Source organism: Saxibacter everestensis, from assembly GCF_025787225.1.
GTDB classification, from domain to species: domain Bacteria; phylum Actinomycetota; class Actinomycetes; order Actinomycetales; family Brevibacteriaceae; genus Saxibacter; species Saxibacter everestensis.
The window spans coordinates 356,732-372,352 of record NZ_CP090958.1; the positions used below are offsets into that span (position 1 = coordinate 356,732).

Genomic DNA, 15,621 nt, shown 5'->3' on the forward strand with positions numbered 1-15,621 from the left:
AGGAAGACGTGCCGGGTCTATCCAGCTTACGTTTGATGACCCGGCGTGTCCGACATCCGGTGGTAGCTGACGTCGATGGCATACCGCTGGAAGCCAAGTGATCCGTACAGACCTACGGCGGCCGCGTTGTCTCCCTCCACGTAGAGCTGGATGGTTGCCACCCCACGGGAGACGAGGTAGTTGAGACCGGCAACGGTCAGTGCCTTGCCGAGACCGCGGGAGTGCACGTGCGGGTCGACGCCGAGAACATAGACTTCACCGAGTCCGCCATCCGCTTGCCCATGGATCTTGGTCTGATGAAATCCGAGGATCCTTGCCGGGTCGGCCTGCTCGACCGCGAGGAAGAAACCGCGCACGTCGAAGTCCGGCTCACGGCTCGCCGCCGAGATGTCGGCCTCGGTTTGGTGGCCCTGCTCAGGGTGCCAGGAGAAGGCTGCGTTGTTCACACGAACCCATTCGGTGTCGTCCTGGCCTGGCACGAAGGTGCGGAGCACAACATTGTCGGGTAGTTGGGCGCTGCCGAACCCCTCGCCGGATCCTTCGGCGGGAGCCGGCACGCGCAATTGCAGCAGCTCCCGCGAGCGGGCGAGGCCGAACTCCTCGGCGAGCTGTGCCGCACCGGGGTGGTCGCCGTGCGCCCAGAACCACGGCTCGTCGTCGCTCAACTCGGCCAGGACGGTGGCGACAAGTTGCCGCCCGACGCCGTGGCGCCGCGCATCCGGGTGCACTGCCAGCTCGACGGCCAGCCGTTCGCCCTGAAGTGCCGCAACCGCGACAGCGACAGTGCTGGTTCCGTCATCAGCGTTCCAGACGCTTGCGGTTCCGGCGTCGACGGCCTGGCGCAGGCCATCCGACAGTGCGGAGACGTGGTCGAATGTCGCTGCGGCGTCGAACACTTCGCGTTGTCCGGGGTCGAGTCCAGGGCGGGTTACGGTCTCCGGCTGGCCGAGGCCGAGCCTGCTGGAAACCTGAGTAATGCGCAAGGGAGACTTCGGGTCACGAACCATGACTCTTACCCTCGCACACTGTCCGTGTCCCCGAGGTCGGCCGGATCATCGGCGTCGACGGTGCCGCTGGCGTCGTCGATACTCACCGAGTCCTTGGCGATATGACCGAGCTCGTCACGATCGCGCAGCGGAGTGAAACGGTAGCCGACATTCCGAACCGTACCGATGCTCTGTTCCAGCTCGGCGCCAAGCTTTGCCCGCAAACGGCGAACGTGCACATCGACCGTGCGGGTGCCTCCGTAGTAGTCGTAGCCCCAGACCTCCTGCAGCAGCTGGGCCCGGGTGAAGACGTGGCCCGGGTTCAGCGCCAGGTACTTGAGCAGCTCGAATTCCTTGTAGGTGAGATCGAGCGTGCGGGAACCGACCTTCGCGGTGTAGCTGGCCTCGCTGATCAAGAGCTGGCCGCTGCGGATCTCATCCCGCGTGGTCTCCGGTCCATCCGGCCGCGCGCCGGCGGCGAGCCGGAACCGGGCCTCGATTTCGGCCGGGCCGGCGGTGGTCAGGATGACGTCGCTCGCTCCCCAGTCCGATCGCACGGCGGTGAGACCACCTTCGGTGAGTACCAGGATGAGCGGTGCGGACGTCCCAACGGTTCGGAGCAGCCCGCTGACGGAACGTGCCGCCAGCAGATCCACGGTGGCGTCGAGCAGGATCAGGTCGACGTCCGGAGCGCGCAACAGGGCAGCCGGGTCAACCGGGAGGTACGTGATGTCGTGGGTGAGTAGTTCCAGGGCAGGAAGGGACGGCTGGCGCAGTTCAGCCGATTCAACAGAATGGCTTAGGTGCAAAACTCTTAGCATCTATCTGTCCCCTTATGCCTGCCCGCTTCTCGACGGCGAGAGGCTTGGACGCTAACAATCGTCAAGATTACCCGCTCGGCGGAACAACCACTGAAATCGTCCGCCACCCAGGGCGGGGAAAGGTGGGGCGAGGTGGCGGTGCCGGCGACGTCGGTGAGCAATGCCGACGCAAATGCGGCAGGATGGAGTGGTGAATTCATGGTTGCGGGTGATAATCGCCGCCCTGCTTGGAGTGGCACTGGCCAGTACCACCTTCGCGGGGCCGTGGTTCTTTGTCGGCGCAGTCATCGTTCTCGTCCTTTGCTTCGCCTACGGATGGCCGCGGCTGGTGGACTCCCCGCAACCGATGGCGACCACAGTGCTGTTGTCGATCACCGGTGTGGCAGGCGTTCTGACGGTGGGGCTCTCACCCGATAGTCCGTACCTGGATTGGCTGCCGCTCGTCGGTGGACTCGGTATCCTTGCCTCGTTCATCCAGCATCTTTCCCGCGGAGTCGGGGCAAGCGACGCGGTCCTGCACGTCGCATCCCAGGTCGCCGGTGTCGCCATCGTGCTCACTAGTGCGGCCTGGCTGGCGGTGCTACGCGTTCCGGGTCACGGCGAGGCGTTGATCGTCGGATTGACTGCGCTCGTGCTGGCACTCGCCACCACCGTGATTCCGTGGCCTGCCCGCTATACCTCGCCGCTCGCCATCGTGTTGGCGGCGGCCGGGGCGGCAGCTGCCGCAGGAGTGATTGCCGATACCGAGGTCGCGATAGTGCTGGCAGCCGGGCTTGGCGCCGCCCTCGGAGTGCTGGTTGCCGCCGTGCACCGGCTGCTTGGAATGGCGGTTTTCGTGAACTTCGCCTCGAACAAGAAGAAGCGGCTGAGCGTTCCGCCGCTGAATCGCGCCGTGGCTCCAGCCGGCCCCGAAGAGATACCGGTGCCGGCCGCGGAAAAGAAAGTTCTCGCCGAGTTGACGGCCGAATCCTCGGCCACCTTGTCCTCGCGCGCCGCCTCGGCGGGGGTTCAACTTGCCCTCGGCACGACGCCGATCGCGCTGAGCGGCGTCGTTGTCTACGCCGTTGAACGACTGTTCATCGGCTGACTGATCGGAGCGCGACGGCAAACGGTAGACTTGCCGCCATGCATGATTACTTTGCCCTGGAGATGACCTTCATCGGTCTTTTGGTTCTGGCCACGGCCGCAATTGCCTGGACCGCCGGACTCGTTGTGTACCGCCTGTTCAAGTCGAACCGATAAATCAGATGCCGATCGAAATCGACGCCTCACTGGCACCCGAGCTCGTTCCGCTGTCCTGGCTCGTCGGTAGCTGGGAAGGCGTCGGAGTCGTGGGATATCCCGGCACGGCCGAGCGCCAGTTCGGCCAGCGGATCGATTTTGGCGCTCCTGAGGGCGCGAGCTACCTGCACTACACATCGCAGACCTGGTTGCTCGACCTGGAGGGCAACCCCGAGGCCATGCTCACCATGGAGACCGGTTTCTGGCAGCTTGTTCGCCCGCGCACGGATGAGGATCCGGGACCGGGAATGATCGCCGCCCGCGAACCCTCCAGCTTCACAACGGCCGAGAGCGTCGAATCGCTGCGCAACGCCGACGGCGTCTTCGACCTGGAGGTCGCCATCGTGCACCCCGGCGGTGTGATGGAGATGTACGCGGGCACTAGTGAAGGCGCCCAGATCAATCTCGCCACAGACGTCGTTGCCCGGACGACGACAGCGAAGGAATACAGCGCGTCCAAGCGGCTCTACGGTTATGTCAAGGGTGAACTGATGTGGGCCTGGGATATGGCTGCCGCAGGTGAGGGATTGACCTCCCATGCCTCCGCCCGGTTGAAAAAGGTCGGGTCAGTGACCAGCTCCGCGGAGTCCAGTGCCTCAGACCCCAGCGCCTCAGACCCCAGGGCGACGGAACTTAGGCCGACGGAACTTAGCGCCGAGGAAAACTGAGGCCGAGCCCATGTCGGCGGCACTTCGAAGGCGGCCAGAACGCAGGCGCCAGGCGCTCGGCGCCCAGGTTAGGTGCCCAGGTAACCAGGCGCTCGGCGCCCAGGTAACGAGGCGCCCAGGTTAGGTGCCGGGTGCACGCTGGCAGGCAACACCGGCCGAGTCGGCTAACACCGGCCGAGTCGGCGAACGGATAGCGAAAGCAGGGGAGTCGAGTGCAACGGCAGCGGATCGTGATGACCCTCGTCCTGCTGGTTATTCTGGCCGTCGCGGTCCTGGCCGGCGTTTTCGGCATCAGGGCGTACCAGGTCACAAACGAGCTGAAGGCCGCGCTCGCCTCGGCAGACACGCTGAAATCACAGCTGACGAGTGATCCCGACGCAGCAGTTACCACCCTGAACCAGCTGCAGGGGGAACTGGAAACCGCGCAGGCATCGGCCGACAGTCAGGCGTTTGCCGGTGGCGAGCGGCTGCCCTGGCTGGGCCCCAACGTTTCCGCGGTGCGCACCATGACATCCGCGTTCCGAACCATTGCGGACGACGCACTGCCGCCGGTAGTTGCTCTCGCCCGGCTGGTCAGCTTCGAAACCGGGCAGCCTCGCGGCGGCATATCCTCGCTGCCGGAGGTGTTGAGGTTAACTGACGAGGTGCCACCGGCCCTGAAAGCACTGGACAGCGCGCAGGCCGAAATAGCCGGCATCGACACCTCGACGCTTGTTCCGCAACTCGCATCGGTTGTGAGCGAGGCCCAGGGCGCACTGGACGAGTGGCAGGAGAAGCTGGCGTTGCTGCAGAAAATTGTCGACCGGCTCGAACAGGCTGGCGACGCCGTTCGGCAGGGCAGCAACGATCTGGAGTCGCTGCTCAAGAAATACCTCGGAGGTTAGTATGGACCAGCCAATAGCTGGAAATGGCGCGGCAATTCCTTCCAAGGGCGCGGTGATCGGCGGCGGCCGGGACGCAGGCGTTCCGGCGCATTACGGCCAACCTCTGGTTGAGCAGCGCGCGCTCGCCCGCGGGGAGGCACGCGTCGATCTCTCCCATTACGCCGTGATCACCCTGACCGGCCCGGACCGCCTGAGCTGGCTGAATTCGATTACGACCCAGCTTCTGCTCGGCCTCGACCCCGGAGTGAGCACCGAAACGCTTGTGCTCTCACCGACCGGGCACATCGAACACGCAGCGAAACTTGTCGATGACGGTGAAACCGCCTGGCTGATCACCGAGGCCACGCACGCGGAACCGCTCGTCGAATGGCTGAACAAGATGAAGTTCATGATGCGGGTGGATATTGCGGACGTCTCTGGAGCATGGGCCGTCGTGGGTGAGGCAAGCCGTTCCGCTGCCGTCGAAGCGCCGGCGCATCGGGTCTGGGTCGACCCCTGGCCGAACATCGCCGAAGGGTCGGCATCCTACGCTGCTGACGACGATTCCCACCCCGGTCAGGACTATGCCTGGCGTGAGCTGATCGTGCCGCGGGCCGAGCTGGATGCCGTGCTTGGTGCCGAACGGGCCGGAACTATGGCGGCAGAGGCATTGCGAATCGCAGCCTGGCGGCCGCGGCTGGACGCGGAAACCGATCATCGTACCCTCGTCGCTGAGCTGGATTGGCTGCGCACGTCCGTGCACCTGCACAAGGGCTGCTACCGCGGCCAGGAGGCTGTCGCACGCGTGCATAACATGGGGCAGCCGCCGCGCCGGATCGTATTTCTGCACCTCGACGGTTCGGGACACACACTGCCAGAAGTCGGAGCGGACATCACGGCCGAGGTTCGTGGCGCGGACCGGGCGATCGGCCGGATCACTTCGACAGCGCTGCACTACGAACTCGGTCCGATTGCGCTCGCCGTGATCAAGCGGTCGGTTGCTGCCGACGTGACGCTTCAGGTAACGGATGGCGGGGAGAGCGCAATCGCTGCAGCTCAGGAACAGATTGTGGCGGCTGACCGGGAACGGCGTGTCGGACTGCCGGGTCGCAACCGGGAAGTCGAGCAGCGCCGCTAGGGTTAGCCTGTTGACCTTTCCCAGTTTCCGGCCAAGCCCTCGATGCCGCGCGCCGGCGAGCACTTTAGGAGTACCGATTGACCGTCTCATCTGAAACGTCGCCCCCGAAACCTGGCGAAAAACCGGTAACGATGCTGGTGCCGGACTTCCCGTTCGGGTACGACGAATTCCTGGCGGATCCGGCTGGCACCGGAACTGTTCCGGAGTCGGCGTACGGCCAGGAGGTTGCCGTGATCGGCGCCGGACTGGCCGGTGTCGTGACGGCATACGAACTCATGAAGAAGGGCCTGAAGCCGGTCATCTATGAGTCGGCTGAAATCGGCGGCCGAATGCGCACCGGAAAGTTCCAGGGTGCCGAGGGCGTCGTCGCCGATCTGGGCGCGATGCGCTTCCCAATTTCCGGGCGCTCGTTCTACCACTACGTCGACAAGGTCGGCCTCGAAACAGCGCCGTTTCCGAATCCGCTGGCCCCGAACACGCCGAGCACCGTGATCGACCTGAAAGGCGCCACTCATTACGCCGAGACGATCGATGATCTTCCCGAGTTCTACCGCGAGGTTGCCGACAGCTGGAACGAGGCGCTGAAAGAGGGCGCCAATTTCACCAAGCTGCAGGATGCGATCCGTGAGCGGGACACTGCCACGATAAAGAACATCTGGAACGAGTTGGTGCCCCATCTGGACGAGGTGAGCTTCTACGGCTTCCTGGCGCAGTCTGAGGCATTCCGGTCCAAGCCATACAGCTACCGCGAGGCCTTCGGACAGGTCGGCTTCGGCACCGGTGGCTGGGATACCGACTTCCCGAACTCGATCCTGGAAATCCTGCGTGTGGTGAGCACCGAATGCGATGACCACCAGCGCCGGATCATCGGCGGGGCGCAGCAGCTACCTGTCCGGCTGTGGAAGCGCGCGGCCGAGAACATCGTGCACTGGCCCGAGGGCACTAGCCTGGAAAGCCTGCACAACGGTTCGCCGATGCCCGGGGTCGCCCGGCTCGACCGGCTCGGCCCGGAACAGATCGCGGTGACCGACAAATGGGGGACGAAGCGGATTTATCCCGCCGTCGTCGTGACCTGTCAGCCCTGGTTGCTCTCGGCCCGAATGCAGACCGACGAGAAGCTGTTCAGCCAGGAAACCTGGATGGCGATGGACCGCAGCCATTTCATGCTGTCATCGAAGACATTCGTGATGGTGGATCGGCCCTTCTGGCGCGATATCGATCCCAAGACCGGCCGCAACACGATGTCGATGACGCTCACCGACCGGATGACCCGCGGCACCTACCTGATGGACGAAGGCCCGGACAAGCCTGGCGTCATCTGCCTTTCCTACACCTGGATGGATGACGCACTGAAGTGGCTTTCTGTGCCGATCGACGACCGGGTGCGGATGATGCTCGACTCGTTGAAGAACATCTACCCGGACGTCGATATCGCTTCGCACATCATCGGTGAGCCGATCACTGTCTCTTGGGAATCCGACCCCAACTTCATGGGTGCTTTCAACGGGAATCTGCCCGGGCACTATCGCTACCAGGAGCGGCTGTTCAGCCACTTCATCCAGGACGAGTTGCCGGACGATGAAAAGGGCATCTTCCTGGCCGGCGACGGCATCTCCTGGACCGCGGCCTGGGCCGAGGGCGCCGTGACGACCGGGCTGAACGCGGTATGGGGCGTTACCCGGCAGTTTGGTGGGTCCACCACGCCGGAGAACCCGGGGCCGGGCGACCGCTTTGAGGAGTTGCGGCCGCTCCGGATGCCGATCTGACGGCGGCGGCCGGAATCGCCGAAACGGAATCGCCGAAGTCCGGGTCTCGTAACGTCTTAGGCCGATTTGGCTTACGAGACCCGGACATCGAGCAACGACCTCGCGCGGCATAGCTTGACCTTGCCCCTGGGGGCAAGGATTAGGCTCGATTCCGGGAGGTTGGCCATGCGGATCGGTGAGTTGGCTCGGCGCGGCGGCGTGACTGTCAAGGCGGTGCGGTACTACGAGACATTGGGTCTGATGGTTCCGGATCGGCTGTCGAACGGTTACCGCGACTACGACGAGCGCGACGTTCGGGCAGTAGCCGAGATTCGCGAGTTGTCGCAGCTCGGGATTCGGCCGCGTCACGCAGGCCCCTTCGTCGATTGCCTGGACGCAGGTCACGAGCACGGCGACGAGTGCCCGGCGTCCCTCGCGGCATTACGCGACAGCATCGCCGAGTTGGATCGCACTATTGATTCGCTCGCCGCCCGACGTGCCGTGCTCGCGGCGCGTTTGTCCGAGGGAGCTTCACGCTCCTTTTCGAACCGAGAGGATTCTCAAGTGTCCGACTACACAACCCTTCCCGCCGGACTGCCGCAGCCGGCTGACGACGGCGCGGCGGATCACCTGCCTGGCTCGGCTGTTCCGCCGATAACATTGGCCAGCACGGCCGGCGGGGACGTCGATCTTGCCGCCCTCGGCCCCGGTCGATCGGTGGTTTACCTGTATCCGCTCACCGGCCGCCCGGGGGTCGATCTGCCCGCCGGCTGGGACGACATCCCGGGCGCACGCGGCTGCTCCACCGAGGCGTGTGACTTCCGCGACCACCATCAGGAGCTCGCCGACGCCGGCGTGCGCAACGTCTGGGGTTTGTCGAGCCAGGACGGCGACTATCAGCGGGAGGTGGCCGCGCGACTGGCGCTACCGTTCGAGATGCTCTCCGACGAGGGGTTCGAGCTTGCTGACGCGTTGGGCCTGCCGACATTCGCCGCACCGGGACACGAACGCCTGTACGCCAGGCTGACGCTGGTGATCACGGATGGCGTCATCGAGCACGCCTTCTATCCGATATTTCCGCCGAACACGCACGCACAGCAGGTTCTCGACTGGGTCCGGTCCCACCCGGAATAGCGAGTCGGAGTGATCGCCAGCCGGGACAGTGATGTCCGGGTCTCGTAAGGTTCTGCCCCGCAGCCCACGCCGACTGCGCCCGAGGTCCGCGTCTCGTAAGGTTTCAGTGCGATTTACCTTACGGAACCCGGACATCGAGACAGGCTGAACAGCCGCCCGGTGTCACACCACTCGGCCGGCGAAGGCGGCGGTCCGCTGGTACGGGTCGGCGCCCTCGGGAGCCGGTTGTTCGGGATCGAACGCCGCGCCGCGCTTGTCAGCAGTGAGATTCGCGCTCACGAAAGCGAAGCCGCGGTCGGCCACCTCGGGGTCGAGGTCACCGGTGGCATGGCGAAGCGCCGTGGCGAGATCCCAGGTGTGTACGGCGAACTCCGCGCACATCCAGCTGACATCGAGCCCGCTCGCGGAGCCGTCGCCGTCCTGCCAGGCCCGAACCAGGTCGTCGGCGTTCGAGCGGAATGCGGCGGCGGGATCGCTGCCCGCCGGGGGAGTCGGGGCTGACCAGTCGATCGACTCGCCGCGCGCCATCCCGGCGAACTTCGCCGGCGCCGCGACGACGTGATCGACCAAGTCCTGCACCGTCCACTCCGCGCACGGGGTGGGATCTCCCACAGCGTCGGGGGGAACGTCATCGAGGAGCTCTGCCAGCTGGTCAACTGCGCGGCGCAGCACCGCGCCATCATTGTTGGTCATCGTCCGATGCTATCCGCGTCGCCGTCAGGCGGCTAGCGATTTGGGGCAGCGCGGTTCGGACGGCGACGACGCGCCTCTGACTGCTCGCAGGTGCGCCGACTGCCAGGTTTAGGGCGCTCCCGACACCGGAAGACGACCCCAACCTGACAGTGGCGGCTGGGAGTGCCGGCGTGCAGGTCGGCCGCGCCCCTAGCAGTTGCGCGCCGGGTTCATCTATTGATTTTCGGTAGATTCCGATTAAAAATCAATGCATGAGCCACTTCGCCATTCTTGCCCTGCGAGCACTCGTCATCCTGATCGGGCTTGGCGCCCTGATCCTTCAGCTCGTCCTCATCTTTCCTGTCTATGCCAACACTGTCGCCAACGAGTCAGACGTTACGATCCTTCCGGTGCCGTACGCGGTTCTTGGCGTCGCATTGGCTGTTTGCGTCGAAGTTGCGCTCGTCGCAGTGTGGGTACTGCTCTCGATGGTCCGGCGCGGCGCGATCTTCACCCAGCGCGCGTTCCGCTGGGTCGACGCCATCATCGTTGCCGGGCTCGCTGCCACCGTCCTCGTCCTCGCCTTCGGGATTCATCTAATCGGTGTGGCGATGCGGGACGATGCGCCGGGAGTGATCGTGTTCGTTGGCGGCGCGGTCATGGCCGGGATGGCGTTCGTGCTGCTCATGGTCGTGATGCGCGGCTTGCTGCGCAGTGCGACGGCCCTCCAGAGCGAACTCGCCGAGGTCGTGTGATGGCGATCGTAGTCCGGATCGATGTCGAGCTGGCCAAGCGCAAGATGAGTGTGGGGGAGTTCGCCGAACGGGTCGGACTCACCCCGGCGAATGTGGCGGTGCTGAAGAACGGGCGGGCGAAGGCCGTGCGCTTCAGCACCCTGGAGGCCATCTGCCGAACGCTGAACTGCCAGCCCGGCGACCTGCTCGAGTGGGTCGACGAGCCAGACGGTGATCATGTCGGCACGACCGACTGACCCGCGCGCGATGACCGGGTCGCCCGCCGACGAAGCCACCTTGCGCGAGACAGGGGATGACACCGGGACTCCCGTGGGCTGTACACAGAGCGTTGACGTCCTGGTCGTCGGCGCCGGGTTGGCCGGGCTGACAACCGCCAAGCTGCTCGCCCAGCAGGGCCATGGCGTGCTGCTGGTCGACCGGCGCACCACACTGACGGGCGCCATTCGTACCACGGGCATCTTCGTGCGGCGAACCCTCGACGATTTCCAGCTGCCGGCCGACTGCTTAGGGCCGCCGATCCGACGGGTCGCGCTTTACCCGCCGAGCCTACGCCGGCCGGTGATGCTGGAAAGTGCACGAGACGAGTACCGGGTGGGCGATATGGGTCCGCTCTATGTAGCAACTGCCCGCGCCGCGGTCGAGGCCGGCGTGCGTCTCGTTCTCGGTACTCGCTATGTCGGCCGGCACGGCGATACGTTCTTCATGGCTGGTCCGGCTGGACCGGTTCGAGTCAGAGCCAGGTTCGTCGTCGGTGCCGATGGCGCTCGTTCACGGGTCGCCCGCGACCTGGGCCTGGACCGCAATCAGCACCTGTTGGTCGGGGCCGAGGAGGTTTTCGAGGTCCCCCGGACTGAGGAGCCGCCGACATTCCATTGCGTGCTCGACCCCTCACTTGCTCCGGGTTACCTGGCATGGGTGGTCAACGACGGACAGCATGCACACGTGGGTGTGGCCGGCTACGCTCATCGATTCCACGGCGGTCTTCATCGCACCATGCAGCGGTTCGGGGAGACGGCGCCTGGGCTGAACGGCATCGACCGGCCCGATGAGGTCGAACGGCGAGGGGGGCCGATCCCCGTCGGGGGTGTCCTGCGCCGGATTGCTTGCTTCGAGGGACTCCTGGTGGGGGATGCAGCGGGCGCTGTCTCACCGCTCACCGCCGGCGGCCTGGATCCGTGCCTGCGATTGTCGGAGCACGCAGCCGCCGTGATCGACGACGCCCTTCGGGATGGACGGACGGATGCGTTGTCCCACTACGACGGAGCAACCCTGCGCGCTCGCTTTCGAGGGCGGCTGATGTTGCGCCGGGCGCTTGCCCAGGTGCGCACGCCCGCAATGGCGGCGTCCGCATTCACCTTGATGCGCACGCCGCCAGGGCTTGCTGCGGCCCGCCGCATCCTGTTCGGCGATCGCTCTTTCCCAGACCCCAGCTAGGCTTCGGCGGCCCGCTAACGTTCCCCGGATAGTCGCTTGGCTAGCGGCGCCAGGCCGAGCAGCGCCGCCGAGATCGCCACGGCACCCACTGTCGTTATCGTGAAGAAGGCTGCCTCATTGGCTGGGTCGTAAAACTGGGCGACAGTTCCGGCCAGAGTGGAACCTGCCGCCATGGTCAAGAAGTAGAGCGCCATCATCTGCGATGGGAACGCCGCGGGCGCGAGCCGGGTGGTGCTCGACATCGCAACCGGGGCCACCGTAACCTCACCCAGTCCGAACAACAGCATGCCGAACATGGCGATCCAGATGCTGACCTTCGGCACTTCGGCCCACGCGGCGAGGGCGAATACGGCGTACGCCGCAGCCAGCACCAGGAGGCCCCCGGCGATCTTCACCAAGGAGCTGGGCTGGCGCACGCCCAGTTTGAACCACAGCGCAGCTATCACCGGCGCCAGGATCGTGGCGAACAGACCCTCGGCCGTAATCACGTAGGCCGCCGGGACATCGAACGATCCAATGCTGAGATCCACCCTGGTGTCGGCGTAGACGGCGAACGTCGTGAACAGCTGGAGCAGCAATAGCCAGAAGACCACGGTGCCGATGAACACCGGGATGTAGGCCACCACCTTGTTCCGCTCCGTCTTGCTCAGGGACCGGGAGGACAGGATGACGCCGAAGTACGCCAGCGTGGCCATAACGATGACGCCGGTTGTCACGGTGCTGATGTTGCTCAGATTGATCACTCCGGTGCTCGCCATCAGGACGATGGCGGTGACCGAGACGACGGCGACGAGCAGGCCGCGACGCCGCCCCTGCGCGGTCAACGGCTTGGCCGGCCGGCGGGTCGACTCGGGCAGGCGGCGCCATCCGGACACGTACTGTACGAGTCCCAGCGCCATCCCGACCGCGGCGGCGGAGAAGGCCACATGGAAGCCGACCTCCGATTGCAGGAAGCCGGTGAGGACCGGCCCAAGGAAAGCGCCGAGCGAAATACCCATGTAGTAGATGGAATAGCCGGAGTCCCGCCGGGTGTCCTCCCGGCTGTACAGCGCCCCGACCATAGCGGTGACATTGACTTTGAGTCCGCCGGTTCCCAGTACGATCAGGACGAGCCCGGTGATCAGGCCGGGGACAGCCGGAATCGCTGCCAGGGCGATGTGGCCGAGCATGATCATTGTCGCCCCGACCAGGACCACGTATCGGGCGCCGACCAACCGGTCGGCAAGCCACGAACCAAGCATCTGGGCGATGTAGATCGCGCCGCCGTAGGATCCAGTCACACCGAGAGCCACTGTCATTGGCAGGCCGAGGCCGCCGTCGGTGATCGAAAAGTAGAGGTAATACGCCAGGATCACTTGGAGCCCGTAGAAGCTGAACCGTTCCCAGAGCTCGGTCCCGGCAAGCGTGATCAGCCCGCGAGGATGGCCCAACAGATCTGCTGCTGGCTTTTCGTTCCCCGGCACGACGTGCGACTGGCTGGTCGTCATGGTGGTTGCCTTTCCTTGGCGTCCGGCATTGGACGCGATTCGTGAACTACGTGCTCATGGCCGAAACATGAACTGGGTCACATGCTATATCACTGGTCCGACCAGATGGAAGAGCATAATTAGTGCGATTATTTTTTGCTGATTCCTAGAATTTAAGACTTGTTCAGGTACGCTGAGATTGCCGCCGAAATTGGTCGGACCAGAAGGTCCGGACGCATCGGCGCCGACTCGAGGATGGTTTGGGGGAAGAACATGTCTGTGTGGTCCGGCTTACGCGTGAACGACCAGTCCGTTCCGGATCAGCTCAGTCACAAGCTGATCGAGCGGATCGAATCCGGAGTGCTCGAAGAGGGAGTGAAACTTCCCAGTGAGCGCGGCTTCATCGAGCTCACTGGCGCCTCACGCACATCCATCCGTGAGGCGCTGCACGACCTCGAACGACGCGGCTACGTAAAACGGATCCCACGAGTTGGCACCGTGGTCAGTCGCCAAGACCGGCCCGCCATGGATCAGAACCTGTTCGGCGACCTGAGCCATAGCCAGCGCGTGATTCGCGAGGTGATGGACCTGCGCTCGGTAATCGAGCCGCCAATCGCGGGGAGGGCAGCCACCCGGCGTAGCGACGGCGAGCTCGTGCTGCTCCGGGAGCCGCTCGAAGCCGCCGAGGCCGAACTAGCCAAGGCCCGGCCGTCGGTGACCGAGATGCAGCGTCTCGACGTCGCGTTCCACTCCGGCATCGCCAGGCTCAGTCACAACGCCATGCTCACTCGCCTGATGGATGTGACGAGCGAATGGATGGCACCTTCCCGCGGCGCCACCCTGCAGACCGAACGGCGGATGCGGCTTTCGGTCGGCGCGCACCGCAGCATTTACGAGGCCGTGCGGATCGGCGATCCGGCCAAGGCTGCGGCGGCGATGTCCGATCATATTGCCGACGTGTCCGAGTCGATCAACGCATTACACCCAATCGATGAGAAAGACCACGAGGAATCGAAGTGAACCATGATCGTCCCGGCGTCATCCGCGGCGCCGTCGCCACCCCGCACTCGGATGCGACCGCCGCAGCCCTCGACACGCTGCGCGGCGGCGGCAACGCCATCGATGCCGCGCTCGCGGCTGCCGCCATCCTGACCGTGGTCTACCCGAACCAGTGCTCGATCGGCGGCGACGCGATTGCGCTGATCGGCGACGTCGACGGTTCGGTCACAGTGATCAACGGCAGCGGGCGCGCTGCTAGTCACCTCGATGTGGACGTCTTCCGGTCCGCGCGCGACGCGATGCCGGTCACCGGCGCGCACACCGTGACAGTTCCCGGCGTGCTGAGCGCCTGGCAGTCGCTGGCCAGCAGGTGGGGCAGCCGCCCGCTGTCGGCCGCCCTGTCCCGCGCGGCGGAACTGGCCGATGAGGGATTCCCAGTCGCGCCCGGCGTGGCCAGGGGCCTGGCGCATGAGGCAAACGCCCTGGCAGGGGACGCCGGCGCCCGGGATGTCTTCTTCCGCGCCGGCGGCGTGCTCACGGCCGGGCAGGAGCTTCGGCTTCCCCGGCTGGCGGAGACCCTGTCCCGGCTGGCGAGCGACGGAATCGGGCAGTTCTACGGCGGCGAGATCGGCCAGCGGTTGGTCTCCACCCTGCGGAACATGGGTAGCAGTCTCGACGTCGATGACCTGATCCGTCACGAGGTGACGATCGAACGGCCTCATGCGATGACCTTCCGCGGGGACGAGTACCTCAGTGCCGGCGGAAACAGCCAGGGCACCTACTTTCTGCAGGCGCTCGGGGCGCTGGACCGCGTGGCCGAGCGGCTGGGCAGGGTTCCCGATCCGCTCGGAGCGGATGCTCCCGTAGTGGCTAGGATCCTTGGTGCTGCGGCGGCCTCGCGGGACGCTATGCTCGGCGACTCGACCGTCGCAGCTCTGGACATCGACGAGGTGCTGGGTTCCGCCCGGCTCGACGCGATCGCCGCCCAGGCGCTGGAGGGCGGCGCGGTGCCGGTCAACCTCGACCAGGCCCCCATCGAGCGCCGCAAGGGCGACACGGTGGCCATCGTGGCGGCCGATTCCGATGGCCGCTGGGTCTCGCTGATCCAGAGCGCATTCCATGCCTTCGGCTCCTGCGTCGTCGATCCCGCCACCGGCATCCTGCTGCACAATCGGGGCGCGTCGTTCGTGCTGACTCCCGGAGCGGCCGGCGAGCTGGGCCCCGGCCGGCGTCCGCCGCACACCCTGATGCCGGTACTCGTCCGGCGGGCCGGAGAGCTCATCGGCGCGCACGGCACGATGGGCGGCCGGGCCCAGCCGCAGATCCATGCCCACCTCGCCCTCCAGCTGGCACTGGGCGGGGATGCCGCGTCGGCCGTCTCGGCATCGCGCTGGATTCTCGGTCAACTCGAGGCGGGACCCGCCGCCGAGAACGACAGCATCTCGATCGCCTGCGAGGGTGATGCTCCCTCGGAGGTGGCGAGCCGACTCGCCGCAGCCGGATTCGTCGTCGGCACGATCCCGCAGCACGACGACGTCGCTGGGCACACCCAGCTGGTGCGGAAGGCAGGGCCCGGAGCGTTCGCCGCTGCCACCGATCCGCGGGCGGACGGCGCCGCCGGCACTGCCGAGCAGGATGCCGGCTGAGCCGAATGGAGCG

Annotated in this window: 15 protein-coding genes; 11 read left to right on the forward strand and 4 right to left on the reverse strand. The window is 65.7% G+C overall.

All coding sequences use genetic code 11. The annotated features are described in order from the left end of the window. Nucleotides 1–26: 26 nt before the first annotated feature. The gene (gene mshD / locus LWF01_RS01680; RefSeq protein ID WP_349639304.1) at nt 27–1,007 is read right to left on the reverse strand and encodes a mycothiol synthase; all 981 of its coding nucleotides are present in this window, start codon (nt 1,005–1,007) and stop codon (nt 27–29) included. A gap of 5 nt (nt 1,008–1,012) precedes the next feature. After that, the gene (locus LWF01_RS01685) at nt 1,013–1,807 is read right to left on the reverse strand and encodes a response regulator transcription factor (protein WP_349639305.1); all 795 of its coding nucleotides are present in this window, start codon (nt 1,805–1,807) and stop codon (nt 1,013–1,015) included. A 160-nt stretch (nt 1,808–1,967) separates the two neighbouring features. On the opposite strand from LWF01_RS01685, the gene LWF01_RS01690 reads away from it, so the two are divergent. The 6 genes from LWF01_RS01690 to LWF01_RS01715 all read left to right on the forward strand — a co-directional run bounded on the left by LWF01_RS01690 (nt 1,968) and on the right by LWF01_RS01715 (nt 8,636). After that, nucleotides 1,968–2,894, forward strand: coding sequence for an ammonia permease (locus LWF01_RS01690; protein WP_349639306.1), 927 nt, complete (start codon nt 1,968–1,970; stop codon nt 2,892–2,894). Between the two features lie 160 nt (nt 2,895–3,054). Next, nucleotides 3,055–3,756 (forward strand): heme-binding beta-barrel domain-containing protein, encoded by a 702-nt coding sequence (locus LWF01_RS01695; RefSeq protein ID WP_349639307.1) that lies wholly within the window; start codon nt 3,055–3,057, stop codon nt 3,754–3,756. Nucleotides 3,757–3,968: 212 nt separating this feature from the next. Next, nucleotides 3,969–4,640, forward strand: coding sequence for a hypothetical protein (locus LWF01_RS01700; protein ID WP_349639308.1), 672 nt, complete (start codon nt 3,969–3,971; stop codon nt 4,638–4,640). A gap of 1 nt (nt 4,641) precedes the next feature. Further along, complete coding sequence (gene ygfZ / locus LWF01_RS01705; protein ID WP_349639309.1) at nt 4,642–5,757, forward strand: CAF17-like 4Fe-4S cluster assembly/insertion protein YgfZ; 1,116 nt, start codon at nt 4,642–4,644, stop codon at nt 5,755–5,757. 131 nt (nt 5,758–5,888) lie between these two features. Beyond that, nucleotides 5,889–7,523, forward strand: a complete 1,635-nt coding sequence (locus LWF01_RS01710; RefSeq protein ID WP_349640970.1) for a flavin monoamine oxidase family protein — start codon at nt 5,889–5,891, stop codon at nt 7,521–7,523. 165 nt (nt 7,524–7,688) lie between these two features. Next, nucleotides 7,689–8,636, forward strand: a complete 948-nt coding sequence (locus tag LWF01_RS01715; RefSeq protein WP_349639310.1) for a MerR family transcriptional regulator — start codon at nt 7,689–7,691, stop codon at nt 8,634–8,636. Nucleotides 8,637–8,798: 162 nt separating this feature from the next. Here the strand turns inward: LWF01_RS01715 and LWF01_RS01720 are convergent, their stop codons facing one another. Beyond that, a complete protein-coding gene (locus LWF01_RS01720; RefSeq protein WP_349639311.1) occupies nt 8,799–9,329 on the reverse strand; it encodes a TIGR03086 family metal-binding protein in 531 nt (176 codons plus the stop codon). Nucleotides 9,330–9,580: 251 nt separating this feature from the next. Here LWF01_RS01720 and LWF01_RS01725 point away from each other — a divergent pair, with 251 nt between their 5' ends. Genes LWF01_RS01725 through LWF01_RS01735 form a run of 3 tightly spaced genes read left to right on the forward strand, consistent with a single transcriptional unit; the run spans nt 9,581 to nt 11,497 of the window. Then, a complete protein-coding gene (locus LWF01_RS01725; RefSeq protein WP_349639312.1) occupies nt 9,581–10,063 on the forward strand; it encodes a DUF2975 domain-containing protein in 483 nt (160 codons plus the stop codon). After that, nucleotides 10,063–10,299, forward strand: a complete 237-nt coding sequence (locus LWF01_RS01730; protein WP_349639313.1) for a helix-turn-helix domain-containing protein — start codon at nt 10,063–10,065, stop codon at nt 10,297–10,299. Before LWF01_RS01725 ends, LWF01_RS01730 begins: the two co-directional genes overlap by 1 nt. Beyond that, entirely contained in the window at nt 10,280–11,497 is a 1,218-nt protein-coding gene (locus tag LWF01_RS01735; protein WP_349639314.1) for an NAD(P)/FAD-dependent oxidoreductase, read from the forward strand. Before LWF01_RS01730 ends, LWF01_RS01735 begins: the two co-directional genes overlap by 20 nt. Before the next feature lie 14 nt (nt 11,498–11,511). On the opposite strand, the gene LWF01_RS01740 is transcribed toward LWF01_RS01735, so the two are convergent. After that, nucleotides 11,512–12,984, reverse strand: a complete 1,473-nt coding sequence (locus tag LWF01_RS01740) for a peptide MFS transporter (protein WP_349639315.1) — start codon at nt 12,982–12,984, stop codon at nt 11,512–11,514. 159 nt (nt 12,985–13,143) lie between these two features. On the opposite strand from LWF01_RS01740, the gene LWF01_RS01745 reads away from it, so the two are divergent. Continuing rightward, entirely contained in the window at nt 13,144–13,983 is an 840-nt protein-coding gene (locus LWF01_RS01745) for a FadR/GntR family transcriptional regulator (protein WP_349639316.1), read from the forward strand. After that, nucleotides 13,980–15,608, forward strand: coding sequence for a gamma-glutamyltransferase family protein (locus tag LWF01_RS01750; protein WP_349639317.1), 1,629 nt, complete (start codon nt 13,980–13,982; stop codon nt 15,606–15,608). Before LWF01_RS01745 ends, LWF01_RS01750 begins: the two co-directional genes overlap by 4 nt. Nucleotides 15,609–15,621: the final 13 nt, after the last annotated feature.